This is a genomic window from Sulfurimonas sp. hsl 1-7, from assembly GCF_030577135.1.
Lineage (GTDB): Bacteria > Campylobacterota > Campylobacteria > Campylobacterales > Sulfurimonadaceae > Sulfurimonas > Sulfurimonas microaerophilus.
This window is the reverse complement of the sequence record NZ_JAUIRR010000002.1, coordinates 296012-314346: the sequence shown is the minus strand read 5'-3', so window position 1 is coordinate 314346 and position 18335 is coordinate 296012. Positions and strand designations below refer to the sequence as shown.

General features: G+C 35.3%; 32 protein-coding genes and 1 pseudogene. 25 read left to right on the top strand and 8 right to left on the bottom strand.

Annotation, left to right across the window (positions count from 1 at the left end):
• Positions 1-3 precede the first annotated feature (3 nt).
• The 15 genes from rplP to infA all read left to right on the top strand — a co-directional run bounded on the left by rplP (position 4) and on the right by infA (position 6707).
• Positions 4-429 carry a 50S ribosomal protein L16 gene (gene rplP, locus QWY88_RS05290; protein ID WP_304544837.1) on the top strand — a complete coding sequence of 142 codons (426 nt, stop codon included), beginning with the start codon at positions 4-6 and terminating at the stop codon, positions 427-429.
• Positions 416-604 (top strand): 50S ribosomal protein L29, encoded by a 189-nt coding sequence (rpmC, locus tag QWY88_RS05285; protein ID WP_304544835.1) that lies wholly within the window; start codon positions 416-418, stop codon positions 602-604. Before rplP ends, rpmC begins: the two co-directional genes overlap by 14 nt.
• Before the next feature lie 10 nt (positions 605-614).
• Positions 615-860, top strand: coding sequence for a 30S ribosomal protein S17 (gene rpsQ, locus QWY88_RS05280; protein WP_304544833.1), 246 nt, complete (start codon positions 615-617; stop codon positions 858-860).
• A gap of 1 nt (position 861) precedes the next feature.
• Positions 862-1230 carry a 50S ribosomal protein L14 gene (rplN, locus tag QWY88_RS05275; RefSeq protein WP_193113830.1) on the top strand — a complete coding sequence of 123 codons (369 nt, stop codon included), beginning with the start codon at positions 862-864 and terminating at the stop codon, positions 1228-1230.
• On the top strand, positions 1230-1460 hold the full coding sequence (rplX, locus tag QWY88_RS05270; RefSeq protein WP_304544829.1) for a 50S ribosomal protein L24: 231 nt from the start codon (positions 1230-1232) through the stop codon (positions 1458-1460). The genes rplN and rplX overlap by 1 nt, the downstream gene beginning before the upstream one ends.
• Positions 1461-1464: 4 nt before the next feature.
• A complete protein-coding gene (gene rplE / locus QWY88_RS05265; protein ID WP_304544827.1) occupies positions 1465-2013 on the top strand; it encodes a 50S ribosomal protein L5 in 549 nt (182 codons plus the stop codon).
• Complete coding sequence (locus QWY88_RS05260) at positions 2013-2198, top strand: type Z 30S ribosomal protein S14 (protein WP_193113833.1); 186 nt, start codon at positions 2013-2015, stop codon at positions 2196-2198. The genes rplE and QWY88_RS05260 overlap by 1 nt, the downstream gene beginning before the upstream one ends.
• A gap of 69 nt (positions 2199-2267) precedes the next feature.
• Entirely contained in the window at positions 2268-2666 is a 399-nt protein-coding gene (rpsH, locus tag QWY88_RS05255; protein ID WP_304544824.1) for a 30S ribosomal protein S8, read from the top strand.
• Positions 2667-2676: 10 nt separating this feature from the next.
• Positions 2677-3213, top strand: coding sequence for a 50S ribosomal protein L6 (gene rplF / locus QWY88_RS05250; protein WP_193113835.1), 537 nt, complete (start codon positions 2677-2679; stop codon positions 3211-3213).
• A gap of 13 nt (positions 3214-3226) precedes the next feature.
• Entirely contained in the window at positions 3227-3583 is a 357-nt protein-coding gene (gene rplR / locus QWY88_RS05245) for a 50S ribosomal protein L18 (protein ID WP_304544821.1), read from the top strand.
• An 8-nt stretch (positions 3584-3591) separates the two neighbouring features.
• A complete protein-coding gene (gene rpsE / locus QWY88_RS05240) occupies positions 3592-4032 on the top strand; it encodes a 30S ribosomal protein S5 (protein WP_304544819.1) in 441 nt (146 codons plus the stop codon).
• Between the two features lie 4 nt (positions 4033-4036).
• On the top strand, positions 4037-4435 hold the full coding sequence (gene rplO, locus QWY88_RS05235) for a 50S ribosomal protein L15 (protein ID WP_304544817.1): 399 nt from the start codon (positions 4037-4039) through the stop codon (positions 4433-4435).
• A gap of 2 nt (positions 4436-4437) precedes the next feature.
• Positions 4438-5700 (top strand): preprotein translocase subunit SecY, encoded by a 1263-nt coding sequence (secY, locus tag QWY88_RS05230; protein ID WP_304544815.1) that lies wholly within the window; start codon positions 4438-4440, stop codon positions 5698-5700.
• Positions 5701-5703: 3 nt separating this feature from the next.
• Positions 5704-6462 (top strand): type I methionyl aminopeptidase, encoded by a 759-nt coding sequence (gene map, locus QWY88_RS05225; RefSeq protein ID WP_304544813.1) that lies wholly within the window; start codon positions 5704-5706, stop codon positions 6460-6462.
• Between the two features lie 26 nt (positions 6463-6488).
• On the top strand, positions 6489-6707 hold the full coding sequence (infA, locus tag QWY88_RS05220; protein ID WP_193113841.1) for a translation initiation factor IF-1: 219 nt from the start codon (positions 6489-6491) through the stop codon (positions 6705-6707).
• 29 nt (positions 6708-6736) lie between these two features.
• On the opposite strand, the gene QWY88_RS05215 is transcribed toward infA, so the two are convergent.
• The 3 genes from QWY88_RS05215 to QWY88_RS05205 all read right to left on the bottom strand — a co-directional run bounded on the left by QWY88_RS05215 (position 6737) and on the right by QWY88_RS05205 (position 8154).
• Positions 6737-7030 (bottom strand): chorismate mutase, encoded by a 294-nt coding sequence (locus QWY88_RS05215; protein ID WP_304544810.1) that lies wholly within the window; start codon positions 7028-7030, stop codon positions 6737-6739.
• Between the two features lie 142 nt (positions 7031-7172).
• A complete protein-coding gene (locus tag QWY88_RS05210; RefSeq protein WP_304544808.1) occupies positions 7173-7295 on the bottom strand; it encodes a hypothetical protein in 123 nt (40 codons plus the stop codon).
• A 10-nt stretch (positions 7296-7305) separates the two neighbouring features.
• On the bottom strand, positions 7306-8154 hold the full coding sequence (locus tag QWY88_RS05205; RefSeq protein WP_304544806.1) for a CvfB family protein: 849 nt from the start codon (positions 8152-8154) through the stop codon (positions 7306-7308).
• A gap of 181 nt (positions 8155-8335) precedes the next feature.
• Here QWY88_RS05205 and QWY88_RS05200 point away from each other — a divergent pair, with 181 nt between their 5' ends.
• From QWY88_RS05200 to QWY88_RS11655, 3 genes and pseudogenes are all read left to right on the top strand, one after another.
• Positions 8336-8818 (top strand): PAS domain-containing protein, encoded by a 483-nt coding sequence (locus tag QWY88_RS05200; protein WP_304544804.1) that lies wholly within the window; start codon positions 8336-8338, stop codon positions 8816-8818.
• 703 nt (positions 8819-9521) lie between these two features.
• Positions 9522-9800, top strand: a pseudogene (locus QWY88_RS11660) (methyl-accepting chemotaxis protein); the annotation flags it as partial.
• Positions 9783-10223, top strand: coding sequence for a CZB domain-containing protein (locus QWY88_RS11655; RefSeq protein ID WP_369811219.1), 441 nt, complete (start codon positions 9783-9785; stop codon positions 10221-10223). The pseudogene QWY88_RS11660 and the gene QWY88_RS11655, both read left to right, overlap by 18 nt.
• Here QWY88_RS11655 and QWY88_RS05190 read toward each other — a convergent pair.
• Positions 10204-11466: an arsenic transporter gene (locus QWY88_RS05190; RefSeq protein ID WP_304544800.1), complete on the bottom strand. Its 1263-nt coding sequence runs from the start codon at positions 11464-11466 to the stop codon at positions 10204-10206. The genes QWY88_RS11655 and QWY88_RS05190 overlap by 20 nt on opposite strands.
• Before the next feature lie 128 nt (positions 11467-11594).
• Here QWY88_RS05190 and QWY88_RS05185 point away from each other — a divergent pair, with 128 nt between their 5' ends.
• Positions 11595-11819 (top strand): WGR domain-containing protein, encoded by a 225-nt coding sequence (locus tag QWY88_RS05185; RefSeq protein WP_304544799.1) that lies wholly within the window; start codon positions 11595-11597, stop codon positions 11817-11819.
• Here the strand turns inward: QWY88_RS05185 and QWY88_RS05180 are convergent.
• The 4 genes from QWY88_RS05180 to QWY88_RS05165 all read right to left on the bottom strand — a co-directional run bounded on the left by QWY88_RS05180 (position 11816) and on the right by QWY88_RS05165 (position 15092).
• Positions 11816-13075 (bottom strand): SPL family radical SAM protein, encoded by a 1260-nt coding sequence (locus QWY88_RS05180; protein ID WP_304544797.1) that lies wholly within the window; start codon positions 13073-13075, stop codon positions 11816-11818. The genes QWY88_RS05185 and QWY88_RS05180 overlap by 4 nt on opposite strands.
• Positions 13076-13103: 28 nt before the next feature.
• Positions 13104-13607, bottom strand: coding sequence for an Hsp20/alpha crystallin family protein (locus tag QWY88_RS05175; protein ID WP_304544795.1), 504 nt, complete (start codon positions 13605-13607; stop codon positions 13104-13106).
• Positions 13608-13693: 86 nt separating this feature from the next.
• The gene (locus tag QWY88_RS05170; protein WP_304544793.1) at positions 13694-14377 is read right to left on the bottom strand and encodes a Crp/Fnr family transcriptional regulator; all 684 of its coding nucleotides are present in this window, start codon (positions 14375-14377) and stop codon (positions 13694-13696) included.
• Between the two features lie 43 nt (positions 14378-14420).
• Complete coding sequence (locus tag QWY88_RS05165; RefSeq protein ID WP_304544789.1) at positions 14421-15092, bottom strand: hypothetical protein; 672 nt, start codon at positions 15090-15092, stop codon at positions 14421-14423.
• Between the two features lie 138 nt (positions 15093-15230).
• Between QWY88_RS05165 and QWY88_RS05160 the strand changes: the two genes are divergently transcribed.
• The 6 genes from QWY88_RS05160 to rpsD all read left to right on the top strand — a co-directional run bounded on the left by QWY88_RS05160 (position 15231) and on the right by rpsD (position 18312).
• The gene (locus QWY88_RS05160) at positions 15231-15587 is read left to right on the top strand and encodes a topoisomerase C-terminal repeat-containing protein (RefSeq protein WP_304544787.1); all 357 of its coding nucleotides are present in this window, start codon (positions 15231-15233) and stop codon (positions 15585-15587) included.
• A 65-nt stretch (positions 15588-15652) separates the two neighbouring features.
• Entirely contained in the window at positions 15653-16612 is a 960-nt protein-coding gene (locus tag QWY88_RS05155; RefSeq protein WP_304544785.1) for a hypothetical protein, read from the top strand.
• A gap of 178 nt (positions 16613-16790) precedes the next feature.
• The gene (rpmJ, locus tag QWY88_RS05150) at positions 16791-16904 is read left to right on the top strand and encodes a 50S ribosomal protein L36 (RefSeq protein ID WP_152306398.1); all 114 of its coding nucleotides are present in this window, start codon (positions 16791-16793) and stop codon (positions 16902-16904) included.
• A gap of 2 nt (positions 16905-16906) precedes the next feature.
• Complete coding sequence (gene rpsM / locus QWY88_RS05145) at positions 16907-17269, top strand: 30S ribosomal protein S13 (protein WP_304544779.1); 363 nt, start codon at positions 16907-16909, stop codon at positions 17267-17269.
• 11 nt (positions 17270-17280) lie between these two features.
• Entirely contained in the window at positions 17281-17673 is a 393-nt protein-coding gene (gene rpsK / locus QWY88_RS05140) for a 30S ribosomal protein S11 (RefSeq protein ID WP_304544777.1), read from the top strand.
• 12 nt (positions 17674-17685) lie between these two features.
• The gene (gene rpsD, locus QWY88_RS05135) at positions 17686-18312 is read left to right on the top strand and encodes a 30S ribosomal protein S4 (protein WP_304544775.1); all 627 of its coding nucleotides are present in this window, start codon (positions 17686-17688) and stop codon (positions 18310-18312) included.
• Positions 18313-18335: the final 23 nt, after the last annotated feature.

Below are 18335 nucleotides of genomic sequence, written 5' to 3'. Positions count from 1 at the left end.
ATCATGTTAATGCCAAAAAGAACAAAATATCGTAAAGTAATGAAAGGTCGTAACCGTGGTTACGCTCGTTCAGGTTACAAATTAGCTTTTGGTGACATCGGTTTTAAAGCTGTAGAAGCTGGTCGTATCAATTCTCGTCAAATTGAATCGGCTCGTATCTCTGCTACTCGTCACATTAAAAGAAATGGTAAGATTTGGATTCGTGTATTCCCTGCTAAACCTTTAACAAAACGTCCATTAGAAGTTCGTATGGGTAAGGGTAAAGGTCCAGTTGATCAATGGGTAATGAACATTAAACCAGGTCGTATAATCTTTGAAATGGGTGGTGTACCTCACGAATTAGCTCGTGAAGCTTTAACTTTAGCAATGCACAAACTTCCATTCAAAACAAAAATTGTTACTGCGGAGATGAGCAATGAAATATTCTGATTTAGCAGGTAAAAGTGCAGCTGAACTTCAAGCAATGCTTAAAGAGAAGAAAACTGAGCTGTTTACTCTAAAAATTAAACAAAAAATGATGCAATTACAAAACAGCAGCGAATTAAAAACTGCTAAAAAAGATATTGCAAGAATCAATACTGCATTAACTGCAGTAGAAAACTAGGGGACGAGCGATGACACATAAACGTGAAATTCAAGGTAATGTTGTAAAAATTGCTGGTGAAAAAACTATAACAGTAGTAGTTGAACGCCGTGTAATGCATCCTCGTTACCACAAAGTTGTAAAGCGTTTCAAAAAGTACTTAGTACACGATGAGCGCAATGAGGCAAAAGTTGGAGACGAGGTTGTTGCAATCGAATGTCGTCCACTTTCTAAAACAAAATCTTTTAGACTTAAGTCAGTAGTTAAAGGAGCGTAGTATGATTCAAGGTTTTACTCGTTTAAACGTAGCTGATAATACAGGTGCAAAAGAGATTATGTGTATTAAGGTTCTTGGTGGTTCTAAGCGTCGTTATGCAACAGTAGGTGACGTTATCGTTGCTTCTGTTAAAAAAGCGATTCCAACTGCTAAAGTTAAAAAAGGTAAAGTTGTAAAAGCTGTTATCGTTAGAACTCATAAAGAAGTTCAAAGAGAAAACGGTTCATTAATTCGTTTTGATGACAATGCAGCTGTTATACTTGATGACAAGAGAGAGCCTATCGGTACTCGTATCTTCGGACCAATCGGTCGTGAAGTGCGTTATGCTGGATTTATGAAAATCGTATCTCTTGCTCCGGAGGTTGTTTAATGGCAAAGTTTAATTTCAAAAAAGGCGATACTGTAGAGATTATCGCTGGTGACGATAAAGGTAAAAAAGCTACAGTTTTAGCTGTTCTACCAAAGAAAAATAAAGTAATCGTAGAGGGTTGTAAAATAGCTAAAAAAGCTATCAAACCAACTGAAGAAAACACTAAAGGTGGTCATATCAATAAAGAGATGCCTATCGATGTTTCAAATGTACGTAAAGTGGAGGCATAATTAGATGGCTCGTTTAAAAGAAAAATATTTAGCTTTAAAACCAGAGTTACAATCTGCGTTAGATATTAAAAATGTTATGGATATTCCTGCAATAGATAAAATTGTTATCTCTGTAGGTGCTGGGTTTGCTATGAAAGATAACAAACTTATCCAAAACATCGAAGATACTATTACTACTATCGCTGGTCAAAAAGCTTCTACTGTAATCGCTAAGAAATCTGTTGCAGGTTTCAAAGTTCGTGAAGGTATGCCAGTAGGTGTTCGTGTAACTCTTCGTGGTGAAAATATGTATAACTTCTTTGATCGCCTTGTGTCAATCGCACTTCCTCGTGTGAAAGACTTCCGTGGTGTTCCAAGAAATGGTTTTGACGGTCGTGGTAACTATAACTTCGGTCTTCAAGAGCAACTTATCTTCCCAGAAATCAGTTATGATTCAATCATGCAAATTCATGGTATGAACATCACTGTAGTTACAACTGCGCAAGATGATAAAGGTGCATTCACTCTATTAGAGAAAATGGGTATGCCTTTCACTAAGGGAGGGAACAACTAATGGCTAAGAAGTCTATGATCGCAAAAGCGAAACGTACTCCAAAATATGCAGTACGTGCATATACAAGATGTCAGATTTGTGGTCGTCCACACTCTGTAATCCGTGATTTCGGTATCTGTCGTATCTGTTTCAGAAAAATGGCAAACGAGGGAATGATCCCAGGTGTTAGAAAGTCTAGCTGGTAAGCCGGAAACTTCTAATTATTAGTTTTTAGCAGTTTTTACTGCTAATTACACAAAAGTCAAGGAAAAAAAATGGCAATTAATGATTTAGTATCTGATGCGTTAACACGTATCCGTAATGCTGGTATGAGAAGATTAGCTACTACTACTTTAGTACACTCTAAAAGTGTTGAAGCTGTAGCAAATATCTTAGTTGAAAAAGGTTATCTAGAATCTGCTAATGTAATCGAAGATGGTGTAAAAAAGACTATCAAAGTTGCATTGAAATATGATGATAACGAGAAAAATGTGATCAATGAGTTAAAACGTGTATCTAAACCAGGTCGTCGTATCTACAAAGGTAAAGAAGAAATTAAACGTTTTAAAAATGGTTACGGTACTATTATAGTTAGTACTTCACATGGCGTTCTACCAAACGATAAAGCTTACGAGCTTGGTATTGGTGGCGAAGTTATGTGTACAGTTTGGTAGGAGGAATAGCATGTCAAGAATTGGAAAAAATCCTGTAGAGTTTGCAGCTGATATCAAAGTTAGCGCAAATGGTAATGTTATAACTTTTGCTAAAGGTAACAAAAGTGTTGATTTAGACACTAAAGGTTACGTTACTTTTGAAATTGAAGGAAACACTTTAACTTTCAAAAACTTATCTGAATCTCGTGAGCATAGAGCTTTCTGGGGAACTTTTAGAGCATTGGCTCAAAACATCGTTACTGGTTTAACTACTGGTTATGAGAAAAAACTTGAGATCAACGGTGTTGGTTATAGAGCTGCTGTTCAAGGTAAAGTTCTTAACTTACAACTTGGTTTCTCTCACGACATCAACTACGACTTACCGGAAGGTATTGAAGCTGCTGTTGAGAAAAACGTGATCATTTTAAAATCTCACGACAAGCAAACACTTGGTCAAGTTGCAGCTGAGATTAGAAGTTTCCGTCCACCTGAACCGTACAAAGGTAAAGGTGTTAAATACATGGATGAGCATATCGTGCGTAAAGCCGGTAAAACTGCTAAAAAATAAGGGAGGAAGATAGATGAACGCTAAAGTATTAAAAAGCAAATTGGCAAATCGTTTAAAACGTAAACGTCGTATCCGTGCAAAAATATCTGGTAGTGCTACACTTCCTCGTGTTTCTGTATTTAAATCAAATCGTTACCTAAGTGTACAAGCAATTGATGATGCAACTGGAACTACTCTATGTGCATTAAACTCAAAAGCGATTTCACAAAAAGCTAACAAAGAAGGTGCAGCTGCAACTGCTGAAGCTTTCGCTGCTAAGCTTAAAGAAGCTGGTCTTACTAGTATCGTATTTGATCGTAATGGTTACCAATATCACGGCGTAGTTGCTGCGTTTGGTGAAGCACTTCGTGCTAACGAAATTAAGTTTTAGGGGCTATGATGGAAATCAATAGAGATGATTTTGAAGAATCAATTGTAAATATTGGCCGTGTTACTAAGGTTGTTAAAGGTGGTAGACGTTTCCGTTTTACTGCTTTAATCGTTGTTGGTGATAAAAATGGTACTGTAGGTTTTGGTGTTGGTAAAGCAAAAGAAGTTCCTGATGCTATCAAAAAAGCTGTAGATGATGCTTTCAAAAACCTTACTACAATAAGTATTAAAGGTACTACTATCGCTCACGATATTGAACACAAGTACAACGCTTCTCGCGTTTTACTTAAACCAGCATCAGAAGGTACTGGTGTAATCGCTGGTGGGGCAACTCGTCCAGTTCTAGAGCTTGCAGGGATTCAAGATATCCTTACAAAATCTATCGGTTCAAACAATCCAAACACACTAGTACGTGCTACTATCGAAGCACTTAGTAGATTAAAAGGATAAGAAGATGGGTATTGAAAACTTAACTCCTGCAGAGGGATCAACTCATTCTCGTAAGAGAGTGGGACGTGGTCAAGGTTCTGGTATGGGTAAGACTGCTACTCGTGGTCAAAAAGGTCAAAAATCTCGTACTGGTTATAAAAGAAAAAGAAACTTTGAGGGTGGTCAACAACCACTTGCAAAACGTTTACCAAAAATTGGTTTTACTTCTAGAGTAGAAAAACCATACGTAATAAACGTTGAAAAAATCAAAGCTGTAGCTGAGTTAGCTGAGATCACAATGGAATCTATCCGTGGTGTTCACAAAATTGCTAACTCTGTGAACAAAGTTAAACTAGTAGGTGCTTCTGCAAAAGATTTAGCATCGAAAATTAAAGACGAAAACGTTACAACTACAGGTAACTAGTCGTGAATAAAAATCTAGTTAATAAGATACTTATTACTATTGGGTTTTTATTTATCTACCGCCTGCTGGCATACGTGCCAGTTCCAGGTGTAGATACTGCTGTTATTGCTTCATTCTTCGACTCTCACCAATCAGACGCATTAGGTTTATTTAATATGTTTAGCGGTAATGCTGTAGAGAGATTATCTATAATTTCACTTGGTATTATGCCTTATATCACTGCTTCAATTATCATGGAGCTTTTAGCTGCTACTTTCCCTACTTTAGGGCAAATGAAAAAAGAGCGTGATGGTATGGTTAAATATATGCAAATAATCCGTTATGCGACTATAGTTATTACAATTATTCAAGCTGTTGGTGTAAGTGTTGGACTTCAAAGTCTTACAGGTCCTAGTGGCAATAGCGCAATCCTTGCTGATCACACTACATTTGTTGTATTATCTGCTGTTTCAATGTTAGCTGGTACAATGCTTCTTATGTGGATAGGTGAGCAAATAACTCAAAGTGGTATAGGTAACGGTATATCTTTAATCATTTTTGCTGGAATTGTTTCAGCTATTCCTAGTGCTATAGGTCAGACAGTAACTATGGTAAATACAGGTGCAATGAGCTTCTTAACAGTAATCGCTATATTAGCACTTATCTTTGCAACAGTAGCTGTAATTATATATGTTGAACTTGGTGAGCGTCGTATTCCAATCACTTATGCGAAAAAAACTATGATGCAAAACCAAAACAAACGTGTTATGAACTATATCCCTATTAAAGTTAACTTATCTGGAGTTATCCCTGTTATCTTCGCTTCTGCGATTTTAATGTTCCCTATGACTGTACTTTCTAGTAGTACAAATCCTACGGTTCAAGCGATAGCAGACTTTTTAAACCCAAATGGTTACTTTTTTAACTTTTTAACTTTTGTATTTGTAATTTTCTTTGCATTTTTCTATGCTTCGATTACATTTAATGCAAAAGATATTTCAGACAACCTAAAACGTCAAGGCGGATTTATTCCGGGTATCCGTACAGGTGAAGCTACAAAAGCGTTCTTAAATGAAACTGCAAGTAGATTAACTATTACAGGTGCTTTATATCTTGGTCTAGTGGCTACACTTCCTTTTATGATTATAAAAGGTATGGGTGTTCCATTTTTCTTTGGTGGTACAGCTGTTTTAATCGTTGTTCAAGTTGCTCTTGATACAATGAGAAAAATTGAGGCTCAGATCTATATGAGCAAGTATGAAACTTTAAGTGCAGTCGGTCTATAAACAATGGCAATTGCACTTAGAAAACCACAAGAGATTGACAAATTAAGAGCTGCCAACAAAATTGTTGGCGCTACTCTTGAACTTCTTCGCGAAAACACAAAAGTTGGTATGAGTCTAAGAGAGTTAGATGCTATGGCTGAAGATTACATCAGAAGTCAGGGTGCTAAACCATCTTTTAAAGGCTTATACGGATTCCCAAATGCTGTATGTACATCTCTCAATGAAGTTATTATTCACGGTATTCCGAATGATTATAAACTTCAAGATGGTGATGTGATCGGTTACGACATCGGAACAGAACTTGAAGGTTGGTTTGGTGATGCAGCGATTAGTGTCGGTGTTGGTCAAATTAGCAAAAAAGATGAAGAGTTAATCGCTTGTGCAAAAGATACACTGTATTATGGTATTGAAAATATCAAAGAGGGTATGAGATTTAAAGAACTTTCTTATATGATGGAGCAATTTATCTTAGAGAGAGGTTTTGTGCCGCTTAGAAATTTTTGTGGTCATGGTATAGGAAAAAAACCTCATGAAGAACCTGAAATTCCAAACTATCTTGAAGGTGGTAATCCAAAAGCGGGTCCAAAGATAAAAAATGGAATGGTTTTTTGTATAGAGCCTATGATCTGTCAAAAAGATGGTAAGCCTATCATCTTGGATAATGGTTGGGATGTTGTTAGTGCCGACGGTTTACGCGGTTCACACTATGAGCATACTGTCGCAGTTGTTGGCGGTAAAGCTGAAATATTATCTCTTGCGTAAGAGTTAAAAACTTTAAAGGACTAAAAATGGCTAAAGCAGATGTTATTGAAGTTGATGGCAAGATTGTTGAAGCATTGCCAAACGCAACATTTCGTGTTGAACTAGAAAATGGACACATTATTTTATGTCACATTGCCGGTAAAATGCGTATGCACTACATCAAAATACTTCCAGGTGATAAAGTAAAACTAGAACTTACTCCATATTCACTTGATAAAGGTCGTATCACTTACAGATACAAATAAGATAGTAGCGAGAAGCTACTTCTTATCTTTTAAAACTTCCCTGAGTTTCTAAACTCTGCTATCTCAGTTTCTACCATTTCATTTATCATAACTTGAAAAAGCTCACTGATCATATTTGGATTTATATTTAAATCGATCGCTTTTTTGCGAACTCTTTGCATAATATCATCTATACGATTTTCAGCTTTTACATCTTCGATCGTATCTTTAAATGCCGCAGCTTGACGAATAAGATGACTTCTCTCTGAGATAAGTTCTACTAATTGCTGATCAATAACATCGATCTCATCTCTAACTTCTTGTAGTGAATTACATTTTTTCATACATCATATCCTATATTTGATATTCATTAACACAATTGTAACAATTTAGATATATAATCTTACTTACGATTCTCCATGTATATCTTCTGAGATTGATTCACTTAGATGATATACTCTTTACAAAAACTCCTTTTGGAGTTTACTATCTTTCACTATTACGATCAATCCAAGCAAGAGTTCCGACAACAATCACTAAAAGAGTAAAAATTATTCCCCAAATAAGTAAATCGCCACCACGGGTAGCTTGTTCAATCCCTTCAGTCATTTATGAACCTTTACGATTTAAGATATATACCGGTATCTTTGACTTCAATTTTACCATCTTCTTGAAGTTTTGTTAGTGTGCGTTTAAACTCTTTTTTACTCATAGCAAATACGTCTTTAATAAGTTCGGCATCACTTTTATAGTTATAAGGCATGATACCACCATTTTGTTTAAGAAGTTCATACACTTTATCTGCTGTTGAATTGTTACTTTTAGAACCGCTAGCTCTAAGTTTTAAGTCAAGTTTTCCATCTTTTCTAACAGTTTTGATATAGGCTGCTTTCTCTTCACCTAAAACAATATTTTCAAAAATTTCATTATGATAAATTAAACCTTCATATTTGTTTTCAACAATACATTTATATCCAAGAGGTGTTTTCTGGATAGGGATGATTACCACTTCCTGGTTAGGTTTTAGACCTTTTGGTCTTGTATCAAAAAAATCGCCAAGTTTTTCAGAAGCTACAAGTCTGTGTGTTTTCTCATCATAAACAACTTTTATAAATCTTTTTTCTCCTACTACAAAAGGAGTTTTTTGCAATTTTGTTGGGCAGAGTAGATCTTTTGGAAGTCCCCAGTTTAAAAATGCACCGAATTTTGCACGATCAACTACTTCTAAAAGTGCAAATTGGTCCAGCATTGCTTTTGGACGCAAAGTTGTTGCGATAAGTCTGTCTTCTGAATCTGTATAAAGAAACACCTCTATTAAAGAGTCCTCTTTCATCTCATCAGTAACATAAGCTTGGGGTAGAAGCACGTCTTTACCGTCTTCAGCCATTAGAAAAATACCGTGAGGTGTAAGTCTGTCTGCACGAAGCGTGTTTAATTTTCCGAGTTCTAAGTGTGTATTTAATTTCATATTGGTTTTTCCGTCTTTTTTTAAAATTATATCCTTTTTATTTAGTTTTAGCTCAAAAGGAACAGAATTTACATATATATTTCATAGGTTAAAAATTAATCACATATAACCCTTTAAAAATAGGAGTGTGTGATAATATTCAATTACTATATTAAAGAAATTAATATAAGAAGGAAGCATCATGGCAGAGTTAATGTTTCAAGAGGATGAGTTAATAGTTTCAAAAACAGATACAAAAGGGAAAATTCTTTACGGAAACGAATTGTTTTTGAAGTTGGCAGGCTATACTGAACAAGAGTTATTAAATAGTCCTCATAATATTATACGACATCCAAGAATGCCGAAGGTGATTTTTAAGTTATTATGGGAAACAGTTCAGCAAGGCAAAGAGATTAACGCATATGTAATGAACCGAGCAAAAAACGGTGATCATTATTGGGTTCTGGCTAATGTTACCCCTTCTTATGATGCAAACAAAAACATTGTAGGGTTTTATTCGGTGAGAAGAAAACCTACTAAAAAAGCATTAGATGTAATTGTACCACTTTACGAACGCTTATATAAAGCCGAAAAAAGCGGTGGTATAAGTGAATCACAGCAAATTTTAGACACTATAATCGCGGAGAATGGAGGCAGGTATGACAGATTTATCTTATCTATCTAGAATTAATTTACTTATTTATTTAGGAATGGGTGCATATGGATTAAGTTTCTTATATGACACATTTATACTTGATAATTTTTCTATAATAAACATTATTATGTTTTTGTTTGCATGTATTGTCATTGTATTAATACACTTAAATATTAAAGTTTTACAACGAGAGATGGATAAAATATTTGTAGTCTTGGACTCAACGGCTAACGGAAATTTTGAGCAACGTATCACAAACATTACTGCTAAAGGTAGAATAGGGAAGATTGCAAAACAACTCAATAATATACTCGATCAGTTTGAGACTTTTATGAGAGAGATGAAAGCATCGGTCAATTATGCGAGTGAAAATCAATTTTTTAGAACATTCAACACACAGGGTCTTAGTTCTGCACTTGAATTTGGTGGAAACCATGTTAATGAAAGTGCAAAGGTGATGGAACAGACCTATAAGATGCAACAACGTGCTGAACTGAACTCTGAACTGAGCCTTATCAATAAAAACAATGTGCAGCTTGAATCGTTGCAGGAGAGTTTTAGTGCAAATGCAAAATATTTAGAAGTTATCTCTCAAAGTATTATGAATTCAACGCAGATGAGTATTGAGCGTGTAGAAGATGCAGAAAATGTAGGGAGCAAACTAGACGGTCTTAATCAGCTTATTGATGTGAATGTGACATCAACAGAAATGTTAGAAAGTCGTGCAAAAGAGATTACCGAAGTGGTTGATTTAATCAGTGATATTTCAGACCAGACAAACCTTCTTGCACTCAATGCTGCTATTGAAGCTGCACGTGCGGGTGAACACGGCCGTGGTTTTGCAGTTGTAGCCGATGAAGTAAGAAAGCTGGCTGAGCGAACGCAAAAAGCGACTGCGGAGATTAAAACAACGGTTCAGGTATTGCAACAAGAGAGCCGAGAGATGAGTGAGAGTTCAGAGAGCATGCGTGTCGTGATGGAAGAGTTCCATGAGATGATTGTAAAATTTAGTCAAAGTATGACTGAACTACGAGATTCAAATACAGAGTCTGAAAAGCTAATCCAACAGATTGACGGGCGAATATTTATGAATCTGATTATGATAGACCACGTACTGTTTAAAACAAATGCTTATGCCTCTTTTTCTGCAGGAAAAGTTGTAGCTGGATTTGATGAACATCACACTTGCCGTTTTACAAAATGGTATGAAACGCAAGGGAAAAAACAATATGGTCATACACAAAGTTATAAACTGGTAAATGAACCTCATGAAATTATACATAACAGAATAAAAGAATCTTTGGCATGTCTGAAAAATAGTAATTTAGATGAATGTATAGAGATGAAAGAGAAAATTTTAAGCGACTTCCAAGAGATGGAAGAAGCAAGTGAAAAATTCTTTAGACTTACAGAATCTATGGTAGAGGAAGCATAGATACAAGGACTAAGAAGAGTACCGGAGGAGTGACAATAAGTCCGAATTTTGAATAAGACCAGAAGCTTATTTGTACCCCTTTTTTCTCTAGAGAGTGTAACCAAAGTAAGGTTGCCAGTGAACCAAACGGTGTCATTTTCGGTCCTAAGTTACAACCGATAATGTTTGCATAGATCATTGCATCGTTTTTGATCCCTTCAAGTGCTATGTCCATCACCATAATTGTCGGCATATTGTTCATAATAGCAGATAAAAATGCAGATAAAAATCCTGTTCCGACTACAGCAAGAAATTGTGATTGTGTATTTAAGTAAGTCAGAAGTTCAGCAATCTCAGCTGTAAGTCCTTGATTTTTTAAACCGTAAACTACTACATAAAGACCGAGTGAAAACCAAACAACCTGCCATGGTGCTTCTTTAATGATATGCTTTGGTTCTACAGTCTTCATAGCACTTGCAATGATTAAGAAAATTACCCCTCCGCCAAGAGCAAAGACAGATACCGGAATGTTGTAGTTGTCTCCAATAAAATACCCTGCGAGTAAAAGTGCTAAGAAGAACCAGCTAAATTGAAAGAGTGTTTTGCTTTTTAATACGTCATTTGGATTTTTGAGCAGATCGATATCAACAGTTTTTGGAATATCTTTTTTGAGTATGATATATAGAACTAACATAGATACAACAACGCTTACTAGATATGGAAATGCCATATGGAGCATATACTCTTTAAAACCTATGTCAAAATAGTTTGCCGTTACGATATTTGTAAGGTTTGAAAATACAAAAGGGAGTGATGCACTATCGCTGATAAATCCCCCTGCAAGTAAGAAAGCTAAAATTGTTTTCGTGTTAAGTTGCAGGATTCTCATTTTTGCAAGCAAGATTGGGGTAAGGATAAGTGCCGCTCCGTCATTGGCAAAAAGAGCCGAAACGATTGCTCCAAGTATGATCGAATAAAAAAAGATCTTTGTACCGCTTCCGTTAGAGAGTTTTGCCATCTTAAGTGCAGCCCACTCAAAAAATCCTATCTCATCAAGCACCATCGAAAGGATAATAATCCCGATAAATGCAAGTGTAGCATCCCAGATAATATCAAAAACTACTTTTACATCGTCAAAAGAGACTACACCAAGTAGTAAAGCTACAATTGCACCGATAATAGCAGTAGTGCCTATTTGCAAACCTTTTGGTTGCCAAATAATAAAAATTAGTGTTATTAAAAAGATAGATGCAGCGAGCAACATAGTAACCCTTATAAATTTTTTGGAAAGTATAACCAGTTTGTTTTAATATATCAAGATATATTGATGTGTGGTGGGAATATTTATTGCTGATATAGTTTTAGAATTATATGTAAAGAAAAGTGAAAGTGATGTTATTATTAAAAAACTCAAATGAAAAGATATACTATTATAAAATAAATGTGTATCAGACACTCTTTGGAGATTATCTGATCCAAAGAGAATACGGGGGGATAAATAATAACAATCCGACCAATACGATCAAATGCTATGCCCCTTCAAAAAAAGAGGCACTTTGTAAAGTATTGGATATTATGGTTGATAAAAAGCAGTTAGGCTATCTCAAAGTATCTTAAATAAGATAATCTTGCCCAACTTTTTTACAATAAGCCCCTAGCATAGCGTGCTCAAAATTGTTGTTTGTAGCGTATTGGTATCCAAACGTATCTTTCCACAGTTCATGCGGTTCCATACAGAGATAGAAAAATACTTTCTCCTCTGTAGTTTGCCATGATTTGAAACTCTCATAGGCATGTTTAAACATCTCAACTTTTGTCTCATACGGATATGATGTTTTTCCGCTTGCATCTTCATGCGGGATCTGTGTAATCTTAGTTCTAAAATCTCTCGATCGGAGTTGTTTGATCACAGGTTTAATAAATGTAAGTGTTCCAAAGCTTACAAGAGCGACCTCTTTAGGTGTAAAAGTATTTTGCAGTTTTTCATACACCTCTTTGTATTCATCAAGGTATCCTACATACTCTACGATTGGATGGAAGTGAAAACCGACTTTTACACCCTTGTCAGCTACTTTTCTGGCAGCATTGATCCTTTTTTCAAGAGAAGCTGTAAGGTGTTCTTCATTGTCTATAATAGTTTGCGTATTTAAACTCCAGGTACATAGAATGTTTTTCGGTACATCATTTTCTAAAAAGTAAGAGATGTTATCTGACTTGGTTTTAAACTCTAAGATCACATTTGGATTTGTACGTGCAAACTCAAAGAGGGAGTCTAAAAGTCCTTCTCGGTTTCCCCACATCAAAGAATCTGAACTTTGACCCGTTCCGATATGGTATGTTTTATTTGGATCGAGATTGAGGTTTTTTAGTTTCTCGTGAAAATTAGAGTCAAAAGTTACGTTGTTTTGATTATAAAAACTCTGTATTGAGCAATAAGAACAGTCAAAACCGCATGACTCAACCGCATCAAGTGTTAAGAGGTTACAACATCTTGTTTTTTCACTGGCAACGGGACAAAGTCCAAGACCAAATCCCTCTTTCGGTTTTGAAGTGAAAGTGAACTTTTGTTCTTGAGGAATATTTTTTAGTGTAAAGTTTTCATACGAATTTGGTTTATCCCGGAGTGCCTCATATGTTTGTCTTAATCTTGAGAAAACAACTTTTTTCTGTTCGTGATCGGGGAAAATCTCTTGGATGTTTCCCTCATTCCATAACTCAAGATCTCTCGCAATATCTACGATTTGTTTGAGCTCTTGATGGGAGAACTTCAGTTCATACGCTTTGTTTTGTATAAACTGCTGATCACCCTCACTTAGTTTGGAAAAAAATGTATTTTCTATCGCTTTATTAAATTTCTCTTCATAGCTATTCATAAAGCGAATTTTATCTTAAAAAACTTAGTTAGTTTATAGGGATCGTTTTCACTTTCGGTTTTTTTAGCGCTTTTTTATCAATAGTGATTGTTAAAATTCCATTTTCATAATTTGTTTTCAAACTGCTTTGAACGATGTTATCCGGGAGTTGAATAGATTTTTGAAATGAGCCGTAATAGATCTCACGTCTTATATATTTACCATTTTCGTTCTTCTCTTCAATCTGATGCTCTTTTTTCCCCGAGAGTTTGAGAATGTTTTGATCATCAATAGTGAGTTGAATATCTTTTTTATCAACTCCGGCGAGATCAAACTCTATAACTATCTGATCTTTTTTATCTTGAACATTTGTTCTTGGGTAGTTATAGTTTCCTATTGCCGAAGCATTCATATGGGATTCTACAAGTGAGTTCATATACTTGCCCATCTTTGTAAACTCGTCTTCATAAGGGTCATTGATAAACACGGTACCTGCAAATGTAACACTTGCTACAATTGAGCTAAAAGCCAACGTTTGAATAATTCGTTTCATAATTTACTCCTTAAGTTTTTTTGGGAAATACTTCCCTCTCAGGAACAATTTTATAAGCTATTTTTTAATGTGAAGTAAATATGAAATTATTTTAATAGGAGTTGCGAAGTTTTCTCAAGTAGTTTTTGTAGACTCTTTATCTTAATGTTTTTTCGACCCGTTTCTATGATGTTGTCAGCTTTGAGTTGTTTCAAGGAACGCTCTATCACATGTCTTACAGTCCCTAAAAGTTTTGCTATCTCCGAATTGGAAAGGTTTTGTAGAAGTTGGTACTTGAAATGTTTTTCGGGGTTTATATTATCCACTAAAAGGTTTATGAGCCTATCTTGAGTATTGTAAAGTGCAATATCGGTAGTTAATTCTTCAGTGTGTCGCATTTGTGCTGCAAGATATGGGAAAAAACTTTTACTGAAAGTGGGATCGTTTTCAAGCCAGTATCTAACTTTTTCAATTGGAAGTTTTAACACCTTACAATCTTCAAGTATCTCATACATTACATCATGGACTTGATTATCGAGTAAAGAGATCGCATCAAACATATCTCCACGTCTATATATAAATATAGTCTGTTCTTTTGAGTTGTCAAAATTGATCTGATATGTTTTGATTCTGCCATCGACAACTATGTAAAAATCTTTTAAAAGATCATCGGGATGGAAAGCACTTTCCCCTTTTTTAAATTCTACAGAGGATGCATACTTATAAAACTCATCTTCAAAGCTTTTATTTAAGTTATCGAGTAGTTCAATCTCTTGTGATTCTTTTTGCATTCTGATATTCTAACAAAAGATATTCAAAATGATCAAACTTTTGCTAGTTAATGATTAATGTAAGTTGAGATTTGACTTGATAAGAGAGTTGTTTCAATTTTCTGACATTGGCATACTCTACACTTTTGTATGAAGCATCGAGCTCACTGAAATACTGTTGATAGATAGAAAGGTATGCCATCATCGGGTCTTCTAGCTCTTCATCTAAACATAAATCTTCTAAAACAAGTTTTACCTCTTGAAAATGTTTGTGAAATTTTTTCGCAAGTTTTTTACTCGGTTTTTTCATGTAGCTGTGTTTTGTTTTTGTAAGCTTGTCCCATGCATCCAATAAGGGTGCATAACCTGTTGAGTGTATTAACTGGTTGAACCCGAGCAAGCCATCAAGCGATGCTTGGTAATGTTGATTGATTTCCGGATGTTTAGAGTGCATCTTATTGTAAAGAGCACCAATGATTGCACCGTAATTATTGATATTCTCTTTAATCTCGTTTTTTGATTCCGTATCGATATCAAGAGTGTTGATATCGGAATGCAAATTTGTCAGAGAGTCCTTAAATGCATCATATTGCAGATACTGCCCCCTTTTTGTGATGCTGTTGCCTAGACTTGAGATGGTTCTATATTTCTGGATGGCTTGTTTTTGGTGAGTTGTAGCTAATAAAGCAGTTTGTAGAAACGTAAAAGAAAGAAAAACAGAGAAGAGCAACTTCATAATGGAATCCTTTTAAAATTTTTTAAATCTTACTTGAGCTTTATTACCGCGGAATAACATTTTGTTAACAAAATATTGACAATTTGCAATATTTTATTTGATGCTGGAAGATGCAACATATAATTGTAGAAAAATTATTTGGATCGTAAAATGGTTTTAGGTAAATGTCCTTATTGTGAGAATGGCGAGATCGAAGTCAGAGATAAAGAGGTACGGGGAAAAAAAGTAAAACTCTATGCCTGCTCAAATGCTCACTGGAAAACAGAAGACGGTGAGATGTTTGAACTAAGAGAGGATGCTACTTGTGATTTTCGTATATGGCAAAACTCTTTAGCAAAGTATGGAAAGTGGCTTAGCTATAAAGAGGTGAGAGAACTCTTGTCTGAAGGTGAAGTTGAGGTAGAGTTTGTCAGCAAAAAGTATGGTAAAAAACTAAACTATACAAAATATATAGTACTAAATCAGGAGTATGGTGTGAGTGTGCTTTGGGAATAGCTCCATTTGAAAAAAAGTGAAATTTGCCGATATAGTTTGAGATAAATTTGACAAAAGGAGTTGTCATGAAAATTGCATCGAGTGATATAGCGATGGGAGCAAGTTATAATAAAACTGCACTTACATATGAATCTGAACATTTAGAACAATGGATTGGTTCTAGAGAGCCTCAACAAAAAAAAGATGATCTCTTGCAGCTCTCTAAAAAATATAAAGAACTTTCTGTCGATAAAAGAGAAGATGATTTAGAATCATTAGACCCTGAGTTGAAAAAAATCATTTTAGCCTTAGAGATCTTAACCGGTAAAAAAATCAAAATAAAACTTTTTCATCCTGATGAGCAAAAAACTCTCAATCCACCTTCTGATCAAAGAGTAGGGTGGGGGATAGACTACAGCTATGAAAAGCGAGAGATAAATTCACAAAAACTACAATTTGCTTCACAGGGAAATGTTGTGTTAGAAGATGGAAGAAAAATCGATTTCAAATTATCTTTTTCCATGCAAGAAACTACAATAAAACAAGAATCTGTATCTTTTAAAGCTGGCGATGCTTTGATCGATCCGTTGGTGATACAGTTTCAAGACGGGGCTGTAGAGTTTTCGAAAACAAAAACAAATTTAGACCTTGATCGTGATGGAAAAGAGGAAGAATTTTCATTTGTCGGAAGCGGTAGCGGATTTTTGACACTGGATAAAAACAGTGACGGTATTGTGAATGACGGTAGTGAACTGTTTGGTCCGAATTCCGGAGACGGATTTACAGATTTACGTAAATATGACAGCGATAACAATAACTGGATAGATGAAAACGATGCTGTGTTTGATAAACTTCGTATATGGACAAAAGATGAGAACGGAAATGAAAATTTTTACTCTTTACAAGATGTAGGGATCGGGGCATTATATCTTCAAAATGTTACAACACCTTTTGAGTTTGAAGAGGCTAATCTTGCAAAAAGTTCAATTTTCCTACGTGAAAATGGTTCAGTCGGTATAATTGGTGAGATTGATTTAAAGGTATAGTGTAACCTTAATAAAATTTTAACCTTATCTTCTGTATAATTCCCATCCACTTTACTGTTTTACAAAAGCTAGAGTATTTTTATCTACACTATATATGGTATATATAAAAGTATTGGCAAGCAAAAAAAAAAGGCTTCGCCTAAAAACAGTTAAAGAAGTAAATTTGAGGAGACTTTCTATGAAAGTACGCGCTTCAGTAAAGAAAATGTGTGATGACTGTAAAGTTATCAAGAGAAAAGGGATTGTAAGAGTTATCTGCAAAAACCCTAAACATAAACAGAGACAAGGATAACCATGGCTCGTATTTCTGGTGTTGATTTACCTAAGAAAAAACGTGTAGAGTATGGTCTAACATACATCTACGGTATCGGTTTACATACTTCTCGCCTAATCTTAGATGCGACAGGTATTGATTATAACAAAAGAGTTTTCGAACTTAATGAGGATGAAGTAGCTGCAATTACTAAAGAGATCCGTGAAAACCATATGGTTGAGGGTGATTTACGTAAAAAAGTTGCTATGGATATTAAAGCACTTATGGATTTAGGATCTTACAGAGGTCTTCGTCACCGTCGTGGTCTTCCGTGTCGTGGTCAAAAAACTAAGACAAATGCTCGTACTCGTAAGGGTAAAAAGAAAACTGTTGGTTCAGCGTAAGGATTTAAAACATGGCAAAAAGAAAAGCTGTTAGAAAAAAAGTTGTAAAAAAGAATATTTCACGTGGTATTATCCATATTTCTGCATCTTTCAATAATACATTAGTAACTATTACTGATGAAATGGGAAATATGATTGCGTGGAGTTCTGCTGGTAGCCTTGGTTTTAAAGGTTCTAAAAAATCTACTCCATTCGCTGCTCAAGCTGCTGTTGAAGCTGCTGTTGAGAAAGCTCAGGTACATGGTATCAAAGAACTAGGTATTAGAGTTCAAGGTCCAGGTTCTGGTCGTGAAACTGCAGTTAAATCTGTAGGTGCTATTGAAGGTATCCGTGTTACATTTATGAAAGATGTAACTCCATTACCACACAATGGTTGTCGTGCGCCTAAGCGTCGTAGAGTTTAAGGAGGTTAACAAATGGCAAGATATAGAGGTCCAGTAGAAAAAATCGAAAGAAGATTTGGAGTTAGCCTAAACCTTAAAGGTGAGCGTCGTTTAGCAGGAAAATCTGCTTTAGATAAACGTCCTTACGGTCCAGGTCAACATGGTCAACGTCGTAAAAAAGTTTCTGAGTACGGTTTACAACTAAACGAGAAACAAAAAGCAAAATTCATGTATGGTGTATCTGAAAAACAATTCCGTGCATTATTTACAGAAGCTAAAAGAAAAGAAGGTAATACAGGTACAAACCTTGTTACTCTAATCGAGCAAAGACTTGATAACTTAGTATACAGAATGGGATTTGCATCTACTCGTAGATTTGCACGTCAATTAGTTACTCACGGTCACATTTTAGTTGACGGTAAAAAACTTGACATCCCTTCTTACCGTGTTAAACCAGGTCAGAAGATTGAAGTTCGTGAATCAAGCAAACAAAATGCTCAAATTCAAAGAGCTATCGAACTAACAAACCAAACAGGTCTTGCTCCATGGGTTGATATTGATGCTGAAAAAGTATTCGGTATTTTTACTCGTTTACCAGAGCGTGAAGAAGTTGTTATTCCTGTAGAAGAGCGTTTAATCGTTGAGCTTTACTCGAAATAATAATTAATAAAAAAGGCGTAAAA